Origin of the sequence: Gordonia liuliyuniae (assembly GCF_021739025.1) — a bacterium.
GTDB classification, from domain to species: domain Bacteria; phylum Actinomycetota; class Actinomycetes; order Mycobacteriales; family Mycobacteriaceae; genus Gordonia; species Gordonia liuliyuniae.
The window spans coordinates 670,099-691,513 of the sequence record NZ_JAKKOT010000002.1; the positions used below are offsets into that span (position 1 = coordinate 670,099).

Sequence of the window (21,415 nt, forward strand, 5' to 3'; positions counted from 1 at the left end):
ACGGTGCGGGATGCTCTACGGGTATTGGGGCGGATGCCGCCGCGCAAGTCTACCCGCCGGTACAGGCACACTGGTGCCATGACGATCACCGCGCGTGCGCAGCGACCGGGCGCCACCGTGCGTGCGCTCGGCGCGGTCACCGTCGGAACGTTGCTGGCGAACCTGCTCGCCTACCTCGTCCAGGTTCCGGCGAGCCGAGTCCTGGGGCCGGACGGGTTCGGCGAGTTCTCCGTTCTCAACGCGGCGATGCTCGTCCTGTCGGTGCCCGCGCTCGCGGTGCAGGCCGTGGTCGCCCGCGAGGTGGTGACCGGGACGTCGCGTCGACGGCTGTGGCGATTGATCGGCGTAGTCGGCGTCCTCGTCGCGGTCGGGTCGGCGGTCGGCGTCGGCGTGATGATGCAGATCGCGCACACCTCGTGGGCGGCGACGGTCGCCGCGCTGGCCGGCGCCGCGCCGCTGGCCGTCATCGCGGGCGGGCAGGGGCTCTTGCAGGGGGCCGGCCGGTTCGGTCTGCTCGGCGGCGTCCTCGCCGGGGTCGGGGTCGCCAAATCGGTGCCGGTCGTCGCAGCGGTGTGGGCGGGTGCCGGCCCGACCGGTGCGCTCGCTGCGGGAACCGTCGGAACCGTCGTCGCCGCGCTCGCCGTCGCGGTGGTCGCAGGTCGGGTCGGCGGCGCCGCGGGCGGGCGGACGAGGTCGTCGGTGTCGATGGGTGACGTGCTGTCGGCGTCGAGCGTGCAGTTCGTGATGATCGTCGCAGTGTCGGTCGACCTGCTGCTGTCCCGGTCGGTCCTGTCAGCGGGCGACGCGGGCGTGTACGCGTTGGGTGTGGTCGCGACGAAGGGCGCGTTCTGGCTGCCGCAGGCGATCGGCGTCGTCGTCTATCCGCGTCTGGCCGACCCGGTCCGGTCCGGCGCCGCGCTGCGCCGCGCGGCAGGCGTCTTGGCGGGCATCGGCTGCGCGGTCACCGCGCTCGCTGCCGTCTGCGGACCCCTGGTGCCGATCGCGATCTCCGACGACTATCGACCGGTCGCCGGTCTGATGTGGCTCTTCGCGGCGACCGGATCACTGCTCGCCGTGCTGCAACTGATGCTGTTGGCGGCGATCGCCCGCAACCGCGCGCGCGGCGCCGCTCCAGCGTTCGCCGTCCTCGTCGTCGAAGTAGGCCTGATCTTCTCCGTCGCCGACTCCGTCGTCTCACTCGCGGTGATCGCCGCGGGCGCTGCCGTGTCGTCGGTGGTCGGCACGTGGGCCTGGGTGAGGATGGCTGACGATTAGCCGGTAGTTCACTGTCACCAGGCGACAGTGAACTACCGGCTAAGGACGATTCCGCCGGTCGCGCAGCGTGACGGCGACGCCGAAGACCAGCGACGCGACGCCGAGCACACCGAACACGATCGGCAGGATCAGCGTTGTGAGCGTGACCGGCCAGTCGCGTGACGATGCGGCGTCGGCGGCGTCCTGAAGGCTCTGCGGGTCGCTGTGCAGCGTCGTGTCGACATTGGTGAGCCGGAAATCGGCGAGCTCAGGCGACCGCGACGCGGTGTCCGAGGTGAAGCGATACTCCTCGACCAGTCGAACCCGCTCCTCGACGACTACGCCGGTCGTTTCGTCGACGAACAGGTCGCGCTGAGCCGAATGGTGAAGCGCAGCCGTCAACGGTTCGTCGGGCCGTACCCCGCGGAACGATCCGAACCACGATGCCGGGCGCGTGATGACGGCGCGCGTATCGAACCGCGACAGGTCCGCATCCTCGACTGACGCCGCGAGGTGGACGGTCTCGCGGCCTGCGACGGTCTGCGTCCCCTCCCGGATCAGCGGGACCGGCGTGCGGCTCACGATGTCGAAGTACGTCAGATCCGAGCCGGAGAACTCGAACGGCAGGACATAGGTGAAGCCCTTCCGGTCGGGGAGCGTCACGGCGCCCTTCGTGTCGTCGTACTGGACTTCCGACGGCTGCCCGGACGGCAGCGCGGTACGGCGGTCGATCGTCACTCGGTCGACCGTCGCGGACAGGGTCTCGGTGTCGCACACATCGTCGGCGTCGACCGCCTCGCCGTCCACCCGGTATTCACTGACGCCGAGCGAGGTGCCCGCCTGAAGTGTGACGACGTCCGAGTCGGCAGGACGCACCGCCACGATGCGCCGCCGCTGTTGCACCTGGGCGGCGAGCACCTGGGCACGTGGCTCGCCGATGGAACAGCGGTTCAACACGCGCGAGCCGTCCGAACCGTCGGCTACCCACGTCAGGTCGACGTCCAACGGGATCTTCTTCAACGACGCGCCGACCACCGGGCCCAGCGCGATCGCACCTGCCAGCAACAGCGCGCCGAGGAACAACGCGGACGGCGCCAGCAGATCTCGCGTGCGCAGACGCGGCGACGGGGTCTCGATCATGTGTTTCTACTGTAGGGCACGCATCGCGACCGGGCCGCTACTGTGGACCCGACGATGAAGGACCACACATGAGTGCTGCGACCGCGCCCGCCAGGCGCTTCTACCCGCAGCTCGAAGGGATGCGGGCGGTCGCCGCCATCGGCGTCCTCACCACGCATGTCGCCTTCCAGACCCGTTCACTGCACTGGCCGGTGATCGGTCCCGTCCTCGGCAGACTCGATCTCGCCGTCGCACTGTTCTTCGCGTTGAGCGGATTCCTCCTGTGGCGGCCCTATGCGAGTGCTGCCCGCGGGCGGACCGAACCGCCGAACGTCCGCCGCTACCTCCGCCACCGGTTCGTACGCATCTGGCCCGCGTACGCGATCGTCGTGACCGCGGTCCTGCTGCTGTTGCCGCAGGCGCGCGACGCGTCGCCGACCGTGTGGATCGCCAACCTCACCCTCACCCAGGTGTTCGTCCCGCTCACCCTCGCGCCCGGCCTCACTCAGATGTGGAGTCTGTCCGTCGAAGTCGCGTTCTACCTTCTTCTCCCGATCATCGGATACGGCCTCGTCGCGTTGCGGGGACGGCGCGCACGCCTGCGCATCCCGCTGATCCTCGCGGTGAGCGTGCTCAGCCTGGGCTGGGCATGGCTGGCGAACCTCCTACCGCTCGCCGACGGCGTCGAAGGAAAGAACTGGGTCTTCGGGCACCTGCCGTGGTTCGCGGGCGGGCTGCTGCTCGCCGAGATCGTCGCCGCCGTCCGTGCGGGCGTCCTCGACGCGGCGTCCCCGATCATGCGGGCGTCGTCGAACCGGCCGCTGATGTTCGCGGTGTTCGTGATCGCCTACGGTCTCGCGTCCACCCCACTCGCAGGCCCCGTCGGACTCGCCCCCATGAACGACGCGCAGTACGCAGCCAAAATGGTGCTCGGCGGAATCGGCGCCTACGCGATCCTCGCACCACTCGTCCTCCGGGACGGACCGTTCCGGTTCCTCGACTCGCCGGTCATGGCTGCGCTCGGCCGCTGGTCGTACGGCATCTTCATCTGGCACGTCGCCGTCCTCACCGCCGTGTTCGGACTGTTCGGGATCGTCGCGTTCGACGGCCACTTCGTCGAGGTGTGGCTGTTGACCGTCGCCGTCACGGTGCCGGTCTCCGCCGCCAGCTACACGTTCGTGGAAGAGCCGTGCCGGCGGGCTCTCGCCCGCCGCGAGAGGCGTCGCTCGAACACGGCCGAGAACAGCGCGGCCGACACCGAGACCAGCGCCGCCAGCTGAGGCAGCACACCGTACCCGGCGTACGCGGTGCCCGAATGCCACGGGCCCGTCGCGAGCGCGACCGTCGCGAGCGACATCGCCGCGAAGACCAGCGTGACACGGGTCGTCGCCGACGCGTAGGCGACGACGACGCCGGTGACCGCTGCCGCGAGCAGGCCCCACACGCCGGTCAAGAGATATGCGGTGACGAGAGCTAGAGCCGCGAGAGGCAGGGAGGCGAGAGGCAGGAGCGCGAGCCGGGTGGCCGACAGCAACGAGTTCTTGACGTCCGGTGTCGTCAGCCGGGTCTCGACTGAGTCTGAACGAAGTGGAGGGCTTGACTGGGATGCGGTGCCTGACTGGGATGCAGGGCTCGATCGGCGTGTGGGCCAGAACGCTGCGGCGAACAGCGCGGCGACGAGGATGAGCCCGACGAGAAGGACCCAGCGGTACGGCGTGTCCAAGTCGAAGGTGAGAGCGATCGTTCCCGCGGCGCCGGCGGGGACGATCCAGCCCTGCTGCCAGCCGTTGACGACGATCGGCTCGAGGTCGTGGCCGTCGAGTCGAGCATGCCAGCCGGTGTTGGTGCTCTCCGGGACCGACAGGATGCGCGGTGCGTCGGCGGCGTCGACGATCGCCTCGCGCGAGGTCGCATCCCATGTGCGCGTCTGGGCGGGGACACTCGTCCCGACCGGGTCGGGCCCGGGCGTGTGGAGCTCCACCGAGTCGACGGTGAACGCGTCGCCGGGATTCACCGTCACCTCCTGCTCGCCTGCGGGAAGGCGCAGCGGCTCGCTCGGACACACCGTCGCGACCACCGGATCGCCGTCGCGCAGCGCCCGCGCCGTCGTCGACACCTGCAGCCGTTGGATCCGTCCCGCCGCCGACAGTCCGAGGCCGAGCGGCCCCCGCGGATCGGTGTCGCAGCCGACCACGATCGGACGATCCACGTCGGTTGCGGCCGGGCCGGACCGGGCCGTCGCGGGACCTGCGACGGTCGGCAAGACGTCGACCTCCGCGATGCCCGCAGGCGACTGCCGCGCGAAACCCAGATCGTTGACGTCGATCAGATCGTTCGTCTCGTCGACGGTCACCACGATCCGGTCTGTCCGCGTAGGCGTCAACGGCACGGTGCCGTCGTCGCCGACCCGCACCGTCTGCCTCTTCTGGCCGCCGTGCTTCTCCTCGCCGCCGCTGAGGTCGACGGTCACGCGGGTCGGGCTCGCCGGATAGTCGTCGGGCAGCGTCAACTTGAGTCCGGACACCTCGCGCACCGACGGCAGGTGCAGGGTGAGCGACGGCTTCCGCGGCTTCTTCTTGCCAGTCGCCGCCGTCGTCTCGGGTGCGGTCCACACGGTGCGGGGGTCGCCGTCGACGGCGGCCGACGCGTTTCCACGTGGATCGGTCACGGCTGCCGCACCCTCCGCCGTGATGACGCCGGCCCGTGCGAGCAGATCGTTCAGTGCGCCGCCGGCTTTCGGCCGCAGCACGACGCTCGGTGTCACGTCGGTGTCCGACGGAACCGACACCGCACGTCCGAAGGCTCCGGGAGCCTCCGGGGCGATCCCGAGCGTCGGCGCACAGCGGACACGGTCGTCGTCGGTGACGCATTCGGCGCGGCTGCCGAGCTCGTTGGACAGCACCCATCCGTCGACGTGATCCGCCGCATCGAGTTCGGGGAGAACTACCCGGTGCCGGACCGAGTAGTCCAGCCCGCTGCCCGCATCCGACAGTGCGACCTCCGCGAGCGCGAACTGGTTGCCCGCCGTGCCGTCCGCAGTCCGGATCGCACGGACCTCGACACGCCGCGTCTGGCCTGCCGGAGCGACGATGCGCGTCGGCACCCCCGGTTCGACGTCGGTGACCACCGTGCTGCCCGCATCCGTCGTCACCAGCAGCGACGACACGTCAGAGCCCAACGCCTTCGCCGTCGTCACCGTCAACGCGAGGTCGCGGCGCGGCTGCGTGAACTCGAGCGCCACCCAGCGCCCGACCGCCGACTCGAGGCCGCGGCTCACCCACGCCGTGTTCACGTCGCCGTCGAACGCCGCCTTCGTCGAGGCCGCCGGAACTGTTCGACCGGGCTGCGTCGCGTCGGCCGCCGACCCCGACGAAGTCACCCGCACCTCACCGGGCTGGTTGTTGAGCAGCCATTGCCCGCGCACCAGCGGCGTGCCGGCCACGGGATAGTCGGCGACGGCGTTCTTCGTGAGCCTCGGGTCGCCCAGCGCCCGGATCCCCGACGAATGGTCGTCGACGCGGCCGAAATCGGTCTCCCGGTCGGCGGGCGCGTCGGTGACGATCGCCCCGGGGCCGTCGCCGACGCCCGCGCGCCGCGCATCGGCGGTCAGAAGGGCGGTCCCGAGTGCGGGACGTCCCGTGCGGGCGCGCGCCTCGCTGATCGCGGCCAGCGACTCGGGACCGCCGTTCACCCTCGGCGTCTCGTCGAGCGGGGTCAGTAGCGGGCCGGTGCCGCGCCCCGCCCCGACGCGGTACACGGTCACCGCGGGCATCGTGGGCCGCAGGCCGTCGTCGACCACCACTCCGTCGACGGTCGGCGGGGCGACCTCGGGGCCGAACTGTGCGACCTCGGTGAGCCCGGGGGAGCGGCGCAGCGCGTCCGCGACGACGATCGGCCGCGCCGACCGTGACGACGCCGGATCGAGGTCGGCGCGGAGGACGACGTAGCCGACGCCCTGAGCGGTGAGGGTGTCGGCGAGGGCCGCCGAGCCACGCCCGGACACGAGCGTGCGCTGCACCGAGTCCATCGCGCGGATCGCGCCGGGCGGCGTCAACGGAATCGCGTCTCGCACCGCCCACGGCGCGTCCGAGAGCGCTTGCAGCGGCTCGTCGCGCGTCAGACCCCAGATCTGGTCCGCGAACGGGGCCCCCGGAACGACGAGCGCGCGGGAGTCGCTCGCATGCTCGTCGAGCCAGTCGGCCGTCTGATGCCAGTAGGCGGGAATCGCGTCGTAACTCGACGTCGGCGCCAGCCCGCCCGTCCACGCGAGCGACCCGGCACCGACCACGGCGGTCACCACGACCATCGCCGCAGCCGCCGGGCGAGCCCACCCGTTGGCTTTCGACGGCACCGCCAGCAGCGACCGGAACGGCACGCGTGCCAGCAGGTGGGCGACTCCGAAGACCAACGGCAGCCGGATCAGTGGCTCGAACTTGTGCACGTTGCGCAGCGCGGCGCCGCTGCCGTCGAGGAATCCGCGGACCGTTTCGGCGATCGGCGACCCGAGCGCGCCCGGGTAGCCGAGGCACATGGCGGCGAGACCGATCACCAGGAGCGCGAGCCATCGGCGACGGTGCGGCATCGCACGCATCGCCAGACCCGCCAGCCCGGCGGCGGCGAGCACACCGGTCGCGAGGACAGCCGCCGACTCGGACACGAGCACCGCGCCAGCCGCGCGTTCGCCGGACACGAACGGCGTCCACGACCCCGTCCCCCGCAGCACTTCGGTGAGCGACGTCCACTCGGTGGTCACCTGCGCCGACTCGATGAAGTCCAGGAAGGGCGGCGATACCCGCGCCAGCATGAGCAGCGGAACCGTCCACCACAGGCAGGCGGCGGCGAGCGCGGGAACCCAGCCGCAAGTGAACCGTAGGCCCCGGCGACGGCGGTCCCGATCACGCGAGCACGTGGCGGCCGCCCACCACAGGACGGCGACGCTCACCGCCGCGCCGGTGGCGACCGCGTTCACGGCCCCCATCAGCGCGACAGCGCACCCGGACCGCGCGGCCTCCCGCCATGCGGGCCTCGTCGGGGTGGCGTCGAGCGCTCGGATCACCGGCAGCAGGACCCACGGGGCCAACATCAATGGCAGCGTCTCCGACGAGATGGTGCCCAACGTTGTGACGACGCGCGGCGACGCGACGAACACGGCCGCCGCGATCAACCTCGATCCGAACGAGCCGATCCGCAGCGCTTCGGCGACGCGGACGACACCGACGAACCCCACGGTCAGCAGGATCGCCCACCAGAGGCGTTGGATGATCCACGGCGGGAGGTGGGCGAGGTCGCCGAGCGCGAAGAACGCGCCGTGCGGGAAGAGGTAGCCGTACGCCTGGTTCTGGATCTGCCCCATCGGCATCGTCGGCGACCACAGGTGGGTCGCGTTCGCGAGAAAACCGATCGGGTCGACGGTCAGATCGAGTTTCGTGTCCGGGGACACCTTGCCGGGCGCCTGCCAGAACGAGACGAGCGTGAGGATCAACGCGGTCACGCCGAGACCGCGTCGCGATAGACGCCGGTCGGGGCTCACCGTGATGACAGGAGTGGTCGGGACGTCAGGAGTTGTCGGACCCGGAGCCGCCCCGCGAACCGTATTCGACGGAGCCCTGCACGAAACCGTCCTGGCCGTTGAAGCTGTTCACGTCGGTCGACGGCTTGGTCTCGGAGGCGAGGACGCCGCCCAGAAAGACGCCGCCGACGCCGACGACTACGCCGACGACCGCGGCGATAATCCCGTAGATCAAGCGGTCGCGAACCATGAACCACAAGGTACCACCCGGGAACAGTCGGCCGGTCGTGCGAAACTGGTCACATGCGTGCACCCCGCCGTCTCACCGCCGTCGTCGCGGCCACAATGCTGCTGTCGGCGTCCGCCTGCAGCAGTTCCGACCCGGACGCCGCGCCGCCGACTTCGCCGACGTCGAGCAAGTCTGTGTCGTCGAATCCGTCGTCGACGGCGTCGAGTACGTCGGTGGCACAGACATGCGGAGCGTCCGACTTGAAGTCGATGTCGTTGCGGGACAAGCTTGCTCAACTTCTCGTTGTCGGTGTCACCGGAGCTGCCGACGCCAAGCAGGTCGTCTCCGACGAACACATCGGCGGGGTGTTCGTCGGCAGTTGGAGTGACCTCGGGATGCTCACCGACGGGTCGGTGAGAAAGCTCTCGAAGGCGCAGAAGTATCCGCTGATGGTGACCGTCGACCAGGAGGGCGGCCGGGTGAGTCGCCTCGCGAAGCTGGGCATCGACATGCCGTCGGCGCGCGTCCTGGCCGAGACCAAGACGCCCGCTCAGGTTCGTGCGCTCGCGAAGGACGCGGGCGAGAAGATGGCGAAGCTGGGCATCACCGTCGACTTCGCGCCGAGCGCCGACGTCAGCGACGAGGCCGACGACGAGGTGATCGGCGACCGCTCGTTCTCCGACGATCCGGCTGTCGTCACCGAATACGCGGGAGCATTCGCGAAAGGCCTGCAGGACGCCGGGATCATGCCCGTCTACAAGCACTTCCCCGGACACGGTCACGGGTCCGGCGACTCGCACACGGGCAACGTCAGGACACCGCCGTTCAGTCAGCTCATCGAGTCCGATCTCGTCCCCTATAAGACCCTGTTGACGGATCCGGGCGACGCCGGCGTGATGGTCGGGCACCTCATCGTCCCGGGACTGACCGGTCCGGAGACGCCCGCGAGCATCAGCCCGCGGGCGATCGGCATGCTCCGCAGTGGCAAGCGGTACGGCGGAGTCCCGTTCGATGGCGTGGTCTTCTCCGACGATCTGTCGGGGATGAAGGCGATCAGCGAGAAGTACCCGATCCAGGTCGCCGTCCGGAAGGCGATCAACGCGGGATCCGACATCGCATTGTGGCTGAGCACCGATGAGGTCGGCTCCGTCCTCGATGCGCTCGAGAAGGCCGTCGCCGACAAGAAGCTGTCGACTAAGCGCGTCGATCAGTCGGTCGTCCGGATTCTGCGAGCTAAGGGTGCGATTACCTGCTGACGCAACTTACCCAATGGTAAGTTTTGGGTATGGCGAGCGGGACGAAGCGGCTGCCCCGTGCAGTTCGCGAGCAGCAGATGTTGGACGCGGCGATCACGGTGTTCTCCGAGCACGGGTACTCCGCCAGCTCGATGGACGCCATCGCCGCTCAGGCCGAGATCTCCAAACCGATGCTGTACCTCTACTACGGTTCCAAGGACGAACTGTTCAGTGCGTGCATCGCGCGTGAGTCCGGCCGTTTCATGGAGGCGATGAGTGCGGGTTTCGATCCCGGCCTCCGGCAGCGTGAGCAGGCGCGGACGCTGGTCCGTGAGTTTCTGCGGTTCGTGTACGAGAACGCGCAGTCGTGGCGGGTGCTGTACCGCGTATCGGTCGGTACCGCCGCGTTCGCCGACGTCGTGATCGAGAGCCGCCAGGCGATCACCCGGATGATCACCGCCTTGATCCGTCGCGGCACCACGGTCGAGGGCGCCCGCGACATCGACTTCGAGTTGACGGCCGTCGCGCTGGTCGGTGCGGGGGAGGCGGTCGCCGACCGCATCTCCGACGGCGACATCGATCTCGACGATGCCACCGACCTGCTGCTGAGCATCACCTGGCGCGGCCTCGTCGGCGTCGGCTCGACACTCGGCGACGAGCACTGAGGCCTGAAACGACTTCGGCACTTTCTTTCGGCCATACGCCGAAAGAAAGTGCCGAAGTCGTTTGAGCTCGTGTGTCAGCCGCGCGGACGGACCGTCCCCGTCAGGTGCGGGTAACCCTTTCGTCGGTTGAGCAGCGACACGTCGTATCCGCCGTCGACGGCCTCGGTGTAGGCGTTCACCTTGGCGGGCAACAGGATCGGCTTGCCGAACCGCACTGTGTAGGTGACGGCTCCGGGGAGCGAGCCTTCGATGTTCGCCACGGCGGTGGCCGCCGACCACATGCCGTGGGCGATCGCCTTGGAGAAGCCGAACGCCTTGGCCGACAAATCGGCCATGTGGATCGGGTTCCGATCGCCGGACGCGTCCGCGTACTGGCGGATCAGACCCAAATCGACCGACACGATGCGATCGGGCGGTGGCGGGACGGTCTCCTTCGGCGCGGGGCCCCGTGCTCCGTCGGACAGGCTCGTCCGCTGCTGCTTGAGGAACGTGCTCGTCTGGACCGCCACGCGCTCGGCACCCACGAAGAACTCCGAGACCATGTCGACGAGCATGCCCTTGCGGTGCTCACGCAGGCGTTCCGCGTGAGTCTCGATCGTCAACGGCTCGTCGACGCCGATCGCGCGGAACCGCTCGATCGTGTTCTCGATGTGCACGGAACCGATTGCTCCCAGCGGGAACTTCGGGTCGACCATCACAGTCATCGCGAGCGGGAACGACAGCACGAACAAGTACGTGACCGGGACGGTCGCGCCGAACGGCAGCCCCGTCGTGTGGCAGTACTTCTGCAGGCTGTCGCGGTCGATTCGGATGTCCTCGAGCCGGAAGACGGTGTCGGGCAGGCCCGCGTCCGTTGCGACCTTCGCCGGCTTGCCGATCACCGGGAGCATCGCGCTGACGGCCTTCGGGTAGATCGTCGCAGGCCCGGGAACGGCGGAGAGGGTGACGGTCGACATCAGGCGCCCAACAGGCTCTGGCCGCACACCCGCACGACGTTGCCGGTCACCGCGTTGCTGGCCGGGTTGGCGAAGTAGGCGACGGTCTCGGCGACGTCGACCGTCTGGCCGCCCTGCTGCAACGAGTTCATGCGGCGGCCGACCTCGCGGGTGGCCAGCGGGATCGCGGCGGTCATCGCCGTCTCGATGAAGCCCGGTGCGACCGCGTTGATCGTGATGCCCTGTTTCGCGAGGATCGGCGCGTACGCGTTCACCACGCCGATGACGCCCGCCTTCGAGGTGCCGTAGTTGGTCTGCCCGCGGTTGCCTGCGATGCCTGCGATCGACGAGACGTCGATGACGGCGCCGCCTGCGTTGAGCGCCTGACGCTCCACGAGTTCGTTCACCAGCGTCTGCGGTGCGATCAGGTTGACGCCGATCACCGAGTTCCAGCGGCCCGAGTCCATGTTGGCGAGCAGCTTGTCGCGGGTGATGCCCGCGTTGTTGACGATGATGTCCAGCCCGTTGTGGCGCTCCAGGACATGCTCGGCGACCTTCGCGCCCGCGTCCTCGGCGGTCACGTCGAGCGGCAGCGCGGTGCCGCCGACCTTGTTCGCCGTCTCCGACAGCGCTTCGCCCGCCGCCGGGATGTCGGCGGCGATCACGTGCGCGCCGTCGCGGGCGAGTACCTCGGCGATGGTGGCGCCGATGCCGCGTGCGGCGCCGGTGACCAGGGCGACCTTGCCCGCGAGCGGCTTGTCCCAGTTCTCGATCGCGGCGCCGTCATCGGCGCCGATCCGGATCACCTGAGCGTCGACGTACGCCGACTTGCCCGAGAGCAGGAAGCGCAGCGTCGACTCGACACCTGACAGGCCGGTCTTGGCCTTCGGCGACACGTACACGAGCTGCGCGGTGGCGCCGTTGCGAAGCTCCTTGCCGAGCGAACGGGTGAAGCCCTCGAGGGCGCGCTGGGCGACCTGTGCGTCGGGAGTCTTCGCGAGCTCGGGAGTCGTGCCGAGGACGACGAAGCGTGCCGAGTTGCCGGTGGAGCGCATGACCGGGGTGAAGAATTCGAAGAGCTGCTCGAGCTCGGCGGGCTTGGTGATGCCGGTCGCGTCGAAGACGGCGGCACCGAGCTTGTCGGCGCTGCGGCCGCCCGTGTTGTTCTCGACCAGCTGGTAGTCGTCGCCTGCCGAGAGGATCTCGCGGATCGGTTCGACGAGGCGGCCCGAGCCGCCGAGCAGGACGGGGCCGCCGAGTGGAGGCTTGCTCGCCGAGTGACGGCGCAGGTGCGGCGGCTGGGGGAGGCCGACGCGGCTGGCGATGAAGCCGCCGGGGCCCGAGTTCACGAGGGACGAGTAGAGGTCGGTGTTACCTGCCACGACTGACTCCTTTGATAGGTCGGTGACGATTCGAGTCGATACCTTCTGTGGTGACCGTAGGCGTCGAGTCGTCGCCTGCACAGAACGGATGCTGTGACGATCGACGCAGATCACTGAGGTCGACAAACAACTTACTCGGGAGTAAGAATGTTGACAACAGTCGGTCCGATCACAGGAGAGCACGTGGCCTCGTACACGCCCCGCAAGCCAGAAACCCGTCAGCTGCGCCCGGTCGCCATCCTCGGCGGCAACCGCATCCCGTTCGCCCGGCAGGACCGTGCGTACGCGACCGCGAGCAACCAGGAGATGTTCACTGCAGCACTCCAAGGCCTGGTCAGTCGCTTCAACCTGCAGGGCGAGCAGCTCGGCATGGTGGCAGGCGGCGCAGTCCTCAAGCACTCGCGTGACTTCAACCTGATCCGCGAGTCGGTCCTCGGCTCCGGTCTCTCGCCGTACACCCCGGCGTTCGACCTCCAGCAGGCATGCGGCACCGGCCTGCAGGCGATCGCCGCCGTGGGCGACGGCATCGCCTCGGGTCGTTACGACGTCGCTGTCGGAGGCGGCGTGGACACCACGTCGGACGCGCCGATCGGCGTCTCGGAGGAGATGCGTCGCCAGATGCTCGAGGTGAACCGCGCCAAGAGCACGGCCGATCGCATCAAGGCCGCTCTCGGTCTCGCGACCAAGCTCGGCATCGAGATCCCGCGCAACGGCGAGCCCCGCACGGGGATGTCGATGGGTGAGCACGCGGCGATCACCGCCAAAGAGTTCGGCGTCAAGCGTGAGGATCAGGACGAGTTGGCCGCGGCGAGCCATCAGAAGATGGGCGCGGCATACGACCGCGGGTTCTTCGACGACCTGGTCACCCCGTTCATGGGTCTGACGCGCGACGAGAACCTCCGCCCGAACTCGTCGGTGGAGAAGCTCGCCACTCTCAAGCCGGTGTTCGGCGTCGGTCTCGGCGACGCCACGATGACCGCGGGCAACTCGACCCCGCTGACCGACGGAGCGTCGACCGTCCTGCTCGCCAGCGACGAGTGGGCCGCCGAGCACAAACTGCCGGTCCTCGCGTACCTGCGCGACACCGAGACGGCGGCGGTCGACTACGTCAACGGTCCCGACGGGCTGCTCATGGCCCCGACCTACGCGGTGCCGCGTCTGCTCGAGCGCAACGGCCTCACCTTGCAGGACTTCGACTTCTACGAGATCCACGAGGCGTTCGCGTCCGTCGTGCTCGCGACCCTCGGCGCGTGGGAGTCTGAGGACTACTGCCGTGAGCGTCTCGGCCTGGACAAGCCGCTCGGCGCGATCGACCGCAGCAAGCTGAACGTGAACGGCTCGTCGCTCGCGGCGGGACACCCGTTCGCCGCGACCGGCGGTCGGATCATCGCCCAGGCCGCGAAGCAGATCAAGGAAAACGGTGGCGGTCGCGCCCTCGTCTCGATCTGCGCCGCGGGCGGTCAAGGCGTCACCGCCATCGTCGAAGGCTGATCGATCCCGCACTGACTCGATCCCGCACTGACTCGATTCCGTTGCCGCATGCTCCGTTCTCTCGTCGCACCATCGATGCGTCTTAGCAGCCTCCGCGCAGGTTGCCAAGACGCATCGAGGCTGTGGAACGTGAGACGAGCGTGCGGCACTTTGTCTTGAGCGCCCGACTCGTCCGTCGGCTCCGCGTATCTTTCCTCACATCTCGTGGCTCTCCATTAGCGCGACGAATCAAGCCCTTGATTCAATGGCCCGATGAGTGTGAAGAGTGAGGCGACGACGCCACCCGAGATCGTTGACAAACCGCGACCGCGCACGGCTGTCGTCGCCGCGGTGGCGTGCGCGGGCATCTTCGTCGGGTACCTGCCGATCATGGCGGCGACCGTCGGACTGTCGGCGATCGCCCAGGAGACCCGGGCGAGCGCGTCCGACCTCGAGTGGGTCGTCTCGATGCTCGTCCTGCCGATGGCCGCGCTCATCCTCGCGTTCGGCGCGTGGGCCGAGAAGTGGGGCCGTCGACGAGTCCTGGTCATCGGTCTCGTGCTCGCGATGCTCGGCGGACTCGTCGCCACCTCGGCGGGCCTCGTCGACGGCGACGCGGCCATCTACTTCATCTGGATCGGGCAAGGCATCGCAGGCATGGGCGCCGCGGCGCTGATCCCGACGACGTTGGCGATCATCAGCGTCGCCGAGCCGGACCACCGGCGTCGTGCCGTGCTCATCGCCGCCTGGTCGGGAGCGATGATGGCGGCGATGGCGGTCGCCGTCTACATCTCCGCCGCGATCCTCGACGTGCTGGCGTGGTACTGGCTGTTCATTCCGGTCGTCGTCGCGTCCGCGCTCGTCCTCGCGTTCGGCGTCCGGTTGGTGCCGGAGAGTCGAGGCGCCACTAGCGGACGGATGGACGTTCCCGGACAGATCCTCACCGCCGTCGGTGTCGCCGCACTGGTCTACGCGGTGATCGTCGGTGGGGCCGACGGGTTCGCGAGCCCGAAGTCGGTCACCGGACTCGTCGTCGCAGTGGTTGCGATCGCCGGCTTCATCGTCGTCGAACTGCGGTCGGACGCACCGCTGCTCGACCTCCGCGTGTTCTCGAACGTCAACTTCTCGATGTCTGCTCTGGTGGCCGCGATCGCCATGTTCGCGTACCTCGGCGTCAACTTCGGCCTCGCGCTCTACTTCAGCGCCCTCGAGTTGAGCCCGATCGAGGTGGCGAACCGCTACATCTTCCTCATCGGCGGGTCCGTCGTCGGGTCGAACATCGCCGGTCGTGCACTGCACCGCTTCAACGCGCAGAGCGTGCTCGCCGCGGCGTGCGGATGGACTGGCCTCGCCATGGTGTTCCTGTCGTTCATCGATGGGGATGCGCCCGTGTGGCAAGCCGATCTGCGGCTCATCCTCACCGGCGTTGGCATCGGCGGTGTGCTCGCCACCGTCACCGCGGCAGCGGTGAACGCCGTCCCGTACCGCCAGGCGGGCATGGCGAGCGCCGCGATCAACGCCGTCCGCCAGACCGGCGGTGCCCTCGGCCCGGCGGTGTTCTCGATCCTGTCGGCGTCGTGGGCGCTCAGTGCGCTGCCCGACAAGCTGTTCGACGCGGGCATCGATGAGAAGTCCGCGGCGGTCGTTCACGAGATCGTCGACGAGCAGGGAGTGCAGCACGGTGGAGCCGTCGCACAGTCGCAGTTCCCCGAACTCGGACTGCACGACGCACTGAGTGCCGCTCAGGCGCACGGATTCAGCCTCTCCGCTGTCGCCGCGGCCATTGTCTTCTGCGTACTGGCCGTCAGTTGCGCAGTCCTGCGCGTCGTCGGCCGTGAACCCGATGTCGAAGAGCCGGTGCAAGTCTGATGACTCGGCTGTTTTCGGGGACGGCGACCGAGCCGGGGTTGAAGTTCGCGTTGATGATCCGGGACCTCAATCTGGCGTTGTCCCGTCACTCCTCGCCGGACCTGGCGGAGCTCGGGCTGTCGCAGGCGCAGATCCCCGTCCTGGCCGCGATCGACGAACTGCCCGGAAGTACCGGGTGCGAACTGGCGGAGGCCACGCATACAACGCCCCAGGCAGTCAGTCAGATTCTGGCCCGACTCACCGAATGTGGGATGGTGCGCCGTGAATCGCTCGGCGGCCGCGCCATGGGTCACCACCTGACCGACAAGGGCAGGACCGCGACGTATGCCGCGCGTGCACGATTCGGGAGCTTGACGGAGAGCTTCCTCACCGTCCTCGACGACGACGACCAAACCGTCATGATCGACGCGCTGTGGCGGGTCCTCAACGCGATGGTCGATGCCGATGACGAGAAACCCCAGTGTGAGGCCGGTCCGTAGAAAAGTTTCGACGGATGTGTAACGCCTACGGGCTGCCGATCTATAGACCAGGTAGCTCCGGCTGAACCGCCAGACCCCCGACCCGGCGGTTCAGCCGGAGTCTTGCTATCCGCATATGATCGAGCTGCTGTGATTTCACGACGACGCGAACGCCGCGCGGGCGCCAGATGGTGGATCGTGCGAGGACTCCTCGCCGCGATCCTCCTCGTCGGCCTCGGCTTCGCTCTTGATTACGCGCTCGGACACGGCAAGACGGCGCGCGGCGTCCACATCGCCGAGTTCGACCTCGGGGACAAGTCCGACGCCGAAGCACGCGAGATCCTCAACAGACTCGACGTCGTCTCGCACGGCCCGATCACCGTGCGGACAGCGTCGGGTACGGCCTCGATCGATCCGGGGGCGCTCGGTGCCCGATTCGACGTGGACGCCACTCTCGACGTGCTCAAGGTGCAGCCGCGGAACCCGCTCACCAGGCTGACCGCGCTGTTCGGCGGCCACCGCGACGTCCACCCCGTGGTCCGTGTCGATCGGGCCGCGTTCGACGCCGAACTCGACAAGCAGAAGTCGGTTCTGGAGAAGGCCGCGGTGGAAGGCGGAGTCCACTTCGACGGGATCACCCCGGTCGCCGACTATCCGGCCAAGGGCATGCGGATCGACCGCGACGCGGCACTGCGGGCCGTCGAAGACGAGTGGCTCGCGGGCGGACCGATCGATCTCGCGATGGAACCGTTCTCGCCGACGGTGTCGGCGCAGACCGTCGACGCCGTCGTCGCCGACCAGGCGCAGACCGTCACGGCGTCTCCGGTCCGGCTCGACGGCCGGGGCGCGACGATCTCGGTGAGCCGCCGCGAACTCGGCCGCCTGGTGACGTTCGTCGCCGACGGCAAGGGCGGGCTGACACCGCATGTCGATGTCGCCGCGGCCAAGAGGGAGCTCGGCGAGCGGACTGCACCGACCGAATCCGAACCGGTCGAAGCCACCTTCCGACTGTCGGGCGGATCGCCTCGGGTGGTCCCGTCAAGCGACGGCGCCCGCGTCGACTGGAACAAGACGGCGTCGACGATCGCCGCCGCCGCTGTCGTCGAGGAGGATCGCGCGCAGAAGCTCCCGTACCGGGTGCGCAAACCGTCCCTCGACACAGCGGCTGCTCGCAGACTCGGCGTCGACGAGGTGGTCTCCGAGTTCACGACGGGCGGCTTCAGCGGGCCGTCGGGCGAGAACATCCGACTCGTCGCCGAGCAGGTCAACGGTGCTGTCGTCCTGCCGGGGAAGACGTTCTCGCTCAACGGGTACACCGGGCCCCGAGGCACGGCCCAGGGATACGTCGAGTCGGGCATCATCGACCACGGACGACCGTCGAACGCGGTGGGCGGCGGAATCTCCCAGTTCGCGACGACCCTCTACAACGCTGCCTACTTCGCCGGACTCGAGGACGCCGGGCACACCGAGCACGCCTACTACATCTCGCGGTACCCCGAAGCGCGCGAGGCGACGGTGTTCGAAGGTCTGATCGACCTGCAGTTCAAGAACAACACGAAGCACGGCGTGTACATCGAGACACAGTGGTCGTCGTCGAGCATCACCGTGCGCATGTGGAGTACGAAGACCATGGACGTCGAATCAGTGACCGGGCCGCGGACGGCCGCGACCTCGCCGGAAGTCGTGAAGGTCCCGGCAGGTGACGACTGCGTTCCGAGCAGTGGTGCGGGCGGCTTCACCGCGTCGGACACGCGGATCATCACCGACCACAAGACCGGTGAAGAGACCTACCGCCACACGCGGACCGTGAAGTACGCGCCGGAGCCGATCGTGCGTTGTCGATAGCCGCAGCGGGAGGGTGCGCGCTTCACTGCACCGAGTTGCATACCCGACCCGTGTCGCCGGTCACTGATTCGTTAAGCTCCGAACATGGAACTCACTGGAGCAAGTGCAATCGTCACCGGTGGCGCGTCGGGTATCGGCGCGGCATCAGCCCGTCGTCTCGCCGCACGCGGCGCCAAGGTCGTCATCGCCGACCTCAAGGCTGAGGACGGCGAAGCCCTCGCCAAGGAGATCGGCGGCGTCTTCGTCACCGTCGACGTCACCGACACCGCCCAGATCGAAGCCGCCGTCAACAAGGCCGTCGAGCTCGGTCCGTTGAAGGCCGTCGTCAACTCGGCAGGCATCGGCTGGGCGCAGCGCACGATCGGCCGCGACGGCGAATTCGCGTCCGCGCACAACCTGGACCTGTACAAGAAGGTCATCGCCATCAACCTGATCGGCACCTTCGACTCCGTCCGTCTCGCGGCGACCGCCATGGGCCGCAACGAGCCGAACGAAGACGGTGAGCGCGGTGCCATCGTCAACCTCGCCAGCGTCGCCGCGTTCGACGGCCAGATCGGCCAGGCCGCGTACTCGTCGTCCAAGGGCGGCGTCGTCGGGATGACCCTGCCGGTCGCGCGTGACCTGTCGGCCATCGGCGTCCGCGTCAACTGCATCGCTCCGGGCCTGATCAACACGCCGATCTACGGTGAGGGCCCCGACTCCGAGGCGTTCAAGGCCAAGCTCGGTGAGAGCGTTCTGTTCCCGAAGCGTCTCGGTGTGCCGGACGAGCTCGCGTCCATGGTCGAAGAGCTCATCACCAACTCGTACATGAACGCCGAAGTGATCCGCGTCGACGGCGGCATCCGGATGCCACCGAAGTAGGGTCTCGACTCCAGACACCGAGCACCCAGACACCGAATACCAGAGATTCCCGCCGATCGATCCGATCGGCGGGAATCCCTGTTTCGCTCCCGATACGCTTGCGGCATGCGGAATCTGGTGTTGTCAGTCATCGGCGATGATCGTCCCGGACTGGTGTCGGCTCTCGCTGATGCGGTCGCGGGAAACGGCGGCAACTGGGAGCGCAGCCAGCTCGCGCAGTTGGCGGGCAAGTTCGCGGGCATCGTCGCCGTCGCGGTCCCTGCGGAGCGCGCCGACGGGCTGATCGCCGCCGTCACCGGACTCGACGGACTCCTTGAGGTGGCCGTCCACGCAGGCGGCGAGCCGCCCCGCGACGGAGAGTGGACCGCGTTGACGATCGACGTCCTCGGGAACGACCGTCCCGGGATCGTGCAGGAACTGTCGACCGCGTTGAGCCTGCACGATGTGAGCATCGAGAAGCTGACCACCCGAACGCGTGAAGCGCCGATGGCGGGCGGCATGCTGTTCGAGGCGACGCTCGACGTGCTTGTGCCGTCGGGCACCGACCTTGCCGCGGTCCGCGCCGACGTGGAACGCATCGCTGCTGAGTTGTTGGTGGACCTGGAGTTCGGCGGAGAGTGAGCCGGGCGAGCGACCGAGACGACGAGAGCCCCCGCCGATCACGGCGGGGGCTCTCGTTCAGCTTCTTTCTCGGCTGGTGAGGACCGATCAGAAAGCGGCTTCGTCGAGCTCCATGAGCTCGTTGTCGACGTTGTTCTCGACGATGTGGCGGATCGCGGTGAGCTGCGGGAGCATGTTCTTCGCGAAGAAGCGGCCCGAGGTGACTTTGCCCTGGTAGAAGGCGACGTCATCGCCGGTGGCGCCGTTGTCGAGCGCGGCCTGCGCGACCACGGCCTGGCGCAGCAGCAGCCAGCCGATGAGCAGGTCGCCGACCGACATCAGGAAGCGGACCGACGCGGTACCCACGAGGTAGAGCTGCTTCGGATCCTCCTGCGCGGCCATCAGCCAGCCGGTCAGCTTGGCGGCCATCGCCTGCACGTCTTCCAGAGCGGTCTTGAGCAGCGCACGCTCGTCGGCGAAGCCCTCGCCGCCTTCGATGAACTGCTGGACCTGGCCTGCGACATGCGCCAGCGCCTGGCCCTTGTCGCGGATGATCTTGCGGAAGAAGAAGTCCTGCGCCTGGATGGCGGTGGTGCCCTCGTACAGCGAGTCGATCTTCGAGTCGCGGATGTATTGCTCGATCGGGTAGTCCTGCAGAAAGCCCGAACCGCCGAGGGTCTGCAGCGACTCGGTGAGCTTCTCGTACGCACGCTCGGAGCCGACGCCCTTGACGATCGGGAGGAGCAGGTCGTTCACCTTGTGCGCGAGCTCGGCGTCGGCGCCCGACACGATCTCGGCGGCGGCCGGGTCCTGGTGCGACGCGGTGTACAGGTAGATGGCGCGCAGACCCTCGGCGTAGGTCTTCTGGGTCAGCAGTGCCCGACGCACATCCGGGTGGTGGGTGATGGTCACGCGCGGAGCGGCCTTGTCCATCATCTGGGTCAGGTCGGCGCCCTGGACACGCTCCTTGGCGTACTCGAGAGCGTTCAGGTAACCGGTCGACAGGGTCGAGATGGCCTTGGTGCCGACCATCATGCGAGCGTGCTCGATGACGTCGAACATCTGGGCGATGCCCGAGTGGACCTCGCCGACAAGCCAACCCTTGGCGGGTGTCCCGTGCAGGCCGAAGCTGAGCTCGCAGGTCGCCGACGCCTTGATGCCCATCTTGTGCTCGACGTTGGTGACGAAGGCGCCGTTGCGGTCGCCCAGCTCGCCGGTCTCGTGGTCGAAGTGGAACTTGGGGACGAAGAACAGTGACAGGCCCTTGGTGCCCGGGCCGGCACCCTCGGGGCGCGCGAGCACCAAGTGGAAGATGTTCTCGGTCATGTCCTGGTCGGCCGAGGTGATGAAGCGCTTCACACCCTCGATGTGCCACGTGCCGTCTTCCTGGCGCGTCGCCTTGGTGGTGCCCGCACCGACGTCCGAACCGGCGTCCGGCTCGGTCAGGACCATGGTGGCGCCCCAGCCGCGCTCCGCGCAGATCGTCGCCCACTTCTTCTGCTCATCGGTGCCGTTGTCGTAGAAGATGTTCGCGAAGCCCGAACCGGCCGCGTACATGAACACCGGCGGGTTGGCGCCGAGAATCATCTCGCCGATGGCCCAGTACAGCGAGCGCGGGGCCGGAAGTCCGCCCAGTTCCTCGTCGACGCCGACCTTGTCCCAGCCGGCTTCGATGAGTGCGTGGTACGACTTCGCGAAGGTCTCCGGGACGGTCACGCTGTGCTCGTTCGGGTCGAACACCGGCGGGTTACGATCCGCATCGGTGAAGGAGTCGGCGATGACGCCCTCGGACAGGTTCTTGACCTCGCGGAGCATGTCGACGGCGGTCTCGTGATCGAGGTCGCCGAACTGTCCGGACTCGAGGACCTTGTCGAGTTCGTACATCTCGAAGAGGTTGAAGTGCAGATCGCGGAGGTTGGACTTGTAATGGCCCATGGGAACGTTCCTAACCGATGATTGAGAGGCTGTCCGGCTATGTTACTTG

General features: G+C 68.4%; 16 protein-coding genes. 10 read left to right on the forward strand and 6 right to left on the reverse strand.

The genetic code is table 11. The features are described from left to right. Positions 1 to 78 precede the first annotated feature (78 nt). Positions 79 to 1,275 (forward strand): polysaccharide biosynthesis protein, encoded by a 1,197-nt coding sequence (locus tag L5G28_RS04120; RefSeq protein ID WP_237000407.1) that lies wholly within the window; start codon positions 79 to 81, stop codon positions 1,273 to 1,275. A gap of 39 nt (positions 1,276 to 1,314) precedes the next feature. On the opposite strand, the gene pgfA is transcribed toward L5G28_RS04120, so the two are convergent. Further along, positions 1,315 to 2,394, reverse strand: a complete 1,080-nt coding sequence (gene pgfA / locus L5G28_RS04125; protein WP_237000408.1) for a cell envelope lipid trafficking protein PgfA — start codon at positions 2,392 to 2,394, stop codon at positions 1,315 to 1,317. 68 nt (positions 2,395 to 2,462) lie between these two features. On the opposite strand from pgfA, the gene L5G28_RS04130 reads away from it, so the two are divergent. Then, entirely contained in the window at positions 2,463 to 3,653 is a 1,191-nt protein-coding gene (locus L5G28_RS04130; RefSeq protein WP_237000409.1) for an acyltransferase family protein, read from the forward strand. Here L5G28_RS04130 and L5G28_RS04135 read toward each other — a convergent pair. Next, complete coding sequence (locus tag L5G28_RS04135) at positions 3,542 to 7,903, reverse strand: DUF3367 domain-containing protein (RefSeq protein ID WP_237000410.1); 4,362 nt, start codon at positions 7,901 to 7,903, stop codon at positions 3,542 to 3,544. The two genes, L5G28_RS04130 and L5G28_RS04135, sit on opposite strands and share 112 nt — an antisense overlap. Positions 7,904 to 7,928: 25 nt before the next feature. Beyond that, positions 7,929 to 8,132 (reverse strand): DUF2613 family protein, encoded by a 204-nt coding sequence (locus L5G28_RS04140; protein ID WP_237000411.1) that lies wholly within the window; start codon positions 8,130 to 8,132, stop codon positions 7,929 to 7,931. Positions 8,133 to 8,185: 53 nt separating this feature from the next. Here L5G28_RS04140 and L5G28_RS04145 point away from each other — a divergent pair, with 53 nt between their 5' ends. After that, positions 8,186 to 9,367: a glycoside hydrolase family 3 N-terminal domain-containing protein gene (locus tag L5G28_RS04145; RefSeq protein WP_237000412.1), complete on the forward strand. Its 1,182-nt coding sequence runs from the start codon at positions 8,186 to 8,188 to the stop codon at positions 9,365 to 9,367. 29 nt (positions 9,368 to 9,396) lie between these two features. Further along, on the forward strand, positions 9,397 to 10,011 hold the full coding sequence (locus L5G28_RS04150; protein ID WP_236997996.1) for a TetR/AcrR family transcriptional regulator: 615 nt from the start codon (positions 9,397 to 9,399) through the stop codon (positions 10,009 to 10,011). Positions 10,012 to 10,085: 74 nt separating this feature from the next. Here L5G28_RS04150 and L5G28_RS04155 read toward each other — a convergent pair whose 3' ends face one another. Beyond that, positions 10,086 to 10,967 carry a MaoC/PaaZ C-terminal domain-containing protein gene (locus L5G28_RS04155; RefSeq protein ID WP_237000413.1) on the reverse strand — a complete coding sequence of 294 codons (882 nt, stop codon included), beginning with the start codon at positions 10,965 to 10,967 and terminating at the stop codon, positions 10,086 to 10,088. Then, the gene (locus L5G28_RS04160; RefSeq protein WP_236997994.1) at positions 10,967 to 12,328 is read right to left on the reverse strand and encodes a 3-oxoacyl-ACP reductase; all 1,362 of its coding nucleotides are present in this window, start codon (positions 12,326 to 12,328) and stop codon (positions 10,967 to 10,969) included. Before L5G28_RS04160 ends, L5G28_RS04155 begins: the two co-directional genes overlap by 1 nt. A gap of 147 nt (positions 12,329 to 12,475) precedes the next feature. Here L5G28_RS04160 and L5G28_RS04165 point away from each other — a divergent pair, with 147 nt between their 5' ends. The 6 genes from L5G28_RS04165 (at position 12,476) to L5G28_RS04190 (ending at position 19,452) form a co-directional block, all read left to right on the forward strand. Beyond that, a complete protein-coding gene (locus tag L5G28_RS04165; RefSeq protein ID WP_265743697.1) occupies positions 12,476 to 13,819 on the forward strand; it encodes an acetyl-CoA C-acetyltransferase in 1,344 nt (447 codons plus the stop codon). 252 nt (positions 13,820 to 14,071) lie between these two features. After that, positions 14,072 to 15,667, forward strand: a complete 1,596-nt coding sequence (locus tag L5G28_RS04170) for an MFS transporter (RefSeq protein ID WP_237000414.1) — start codon at positions 14,072 to 14,074, stop codon at positions 15,665 to 15,667. Then, positions 15,667 to 16,146 carry a MarR family winged helix-turn-helix transcriptional regulator gene (locus L5G28_RS04175; protein WP_237000415.1) on the forward strand — a complete coding sequence of 160 codons (480 nt, stop codon included), beginning with the start codon at positions 15,667 to 15,669 and terminating at the stop codon, positions 16,144 to 16,146. The genes L5G28_RS04170 and L5G28_RS04175 overlap by 1 nt, the downstream gene beginning before the upstream one ends. Before the next feature lie 129 nt (positions 16,147 to 16,275). Further along, positions 16,276 to 17,970 carry a VanW family protein gene (locus tag L5G28_RS04180; protein WP_237000416.1) on the forward strand — a complete coding sequence of 565 codons (1,695 nt, stop codon included), beginning with the start codon at positions 16,276 to 16,278 and terminating at the stop codon, positions 17,968 to 17,970. Between the two features lie 84 nt (positions 17,971 to 18,054). Next, positions 18,055 to 18,831, forward strand: a complete 777-nt coding sequence (locus L5G28_RS04185) for an SDR family NAD(P)-dependent oxidoreductase (protein WP_237000417.1) — start codon at positions 18,055 to 18,057, stop codon at positions 18,829 to 18,831. 105 nt (positions 18,832 to 18,936) lie between these two features. Beyond that, complete coding sequence (locus L5G28_RS04190; protein ID WP_237000418.1) at positions 18,937 to 19,452, forward strand: glycine cleavage system transcriptional repressor; 516 nt, start codon at positions 18,937 to 18,939, stop codon at positions 19,450 to 19,452. A gap of 87 nt (positions 19,453 to 19,539) precedes the next feature. On the opposite strand, the gene L5G28_RS04195 is transcribed toward L5G28_RS04190, so the two are convergent. Then, on the reverse strand, positions 19,540 to 21,366 hold the full coding sequence (locus tag L5G28_RS04195; RefSeq protein ID WP_237000419.1) for an acyl-CoA dehydrogenase: 1,827 nt from the start codon (positions 21,364 to 21,366) through the stop codon (positions 19,540 to 19,542). Positions 21,367 to 21,415: the final 49 nt, after the last annotated feature.

Excerpts from the sequence above, each read along its gene's own strand:
- L5G28_RS04120 (WP_237000407.1), top strand. The coding sequence starts at position 79 with ATGACGATCACCGCGCGTGCGCAGCGACCGGGCGCCACCGTGCGTGCG.
- pgfA (WP_237000408.1), bottom strand. The coding sequence starts at position 2,394 with ATGATCGAGACCCCGTCGCCGCGTCTGCGCACGCGAGATCTGCTGGCG.
- L5G28_RS04130 (WP_237000409.1), top strand. The coding sequence starts at position 2,463 with ATGAGTGCTGCGACCGCGCCCGCCAGGCGCTTCTACCCGCAGCTCGAA.
- L5G28_RS04140 (WP_237000411.1), bottom strand. The coding sequence starts at position 8,132 with ATGGTTCGCGACCGCTTGATCTACGGGATTATCGCCGCGGTCGTCGGC.
- L5G28_RS04145 (WP_237000412.1), top strand. The coding sequence starts at position 8,186 with ATGCGTGCACCCCGCCGTCTCACCGCCGTCGTCGCGGCCACAATGCTG.
- L5G28_RS04150 (WP_236997996.1), top strand. The coding sequence starts at position 9,397 with ATGGCGAGCGGGACGAAGCGGCTGCCCCGTGCAGTTCGCGAGCAGCAG.
- L5G28_RS04155 (WP_237000413.1), bottom strand. The coding sequence starts at position 10,967 with ATGTCGACCGTCACCCTCTCCGCCGTTCCCGGGCCTGCGACGATCTAC.
- L5G28_RS04165 (WP_265743697.1), top strand. The coding sequence starts at position 12,476 with ATGTTGACAACAGTCGGTCCGATCACAGGAGAGCACGTGGCCTCGTAC.
- L5G28_RS04170 (WP_237000414.1), top strand. The coding sequence starts at position 14,072 with ATGAGTGTGAAGAGTGAGGCGACGACGCCACCCGAGATCGTTGACAAA.
- L5G28_RS04175 (WP_237000415.1), top strand. The coding sequence starts at position 15,667 with ATGACTCGGCTGTTTTCGGGGACGGCGACCGAGCCGGGGTTGAAGTTC.
- L5G28_RS04185 (WP_237000417.1), top strand. The coding sequence starts at position 18,055 with ATGGAACTCACTGGAGCAAGTGCAATCGTCACCGGTGGCGCGTCGGGT.
- L5G28_RS04190 (WP_237000418.1), top strand. The coding sequence starts at position 18,937 with ATGCGGAATCTGGTGTTGTCAGTCATCGGCGATGATCGTCCCGGACTG.
- L5G28_RS04195 (WP_237000419.1), bottom strand. The coding sequence starts at position 21,366 with ATGGGCCATTACAAGTCCAACCTCCGCGATCTGCACTTCAACCTCTTC.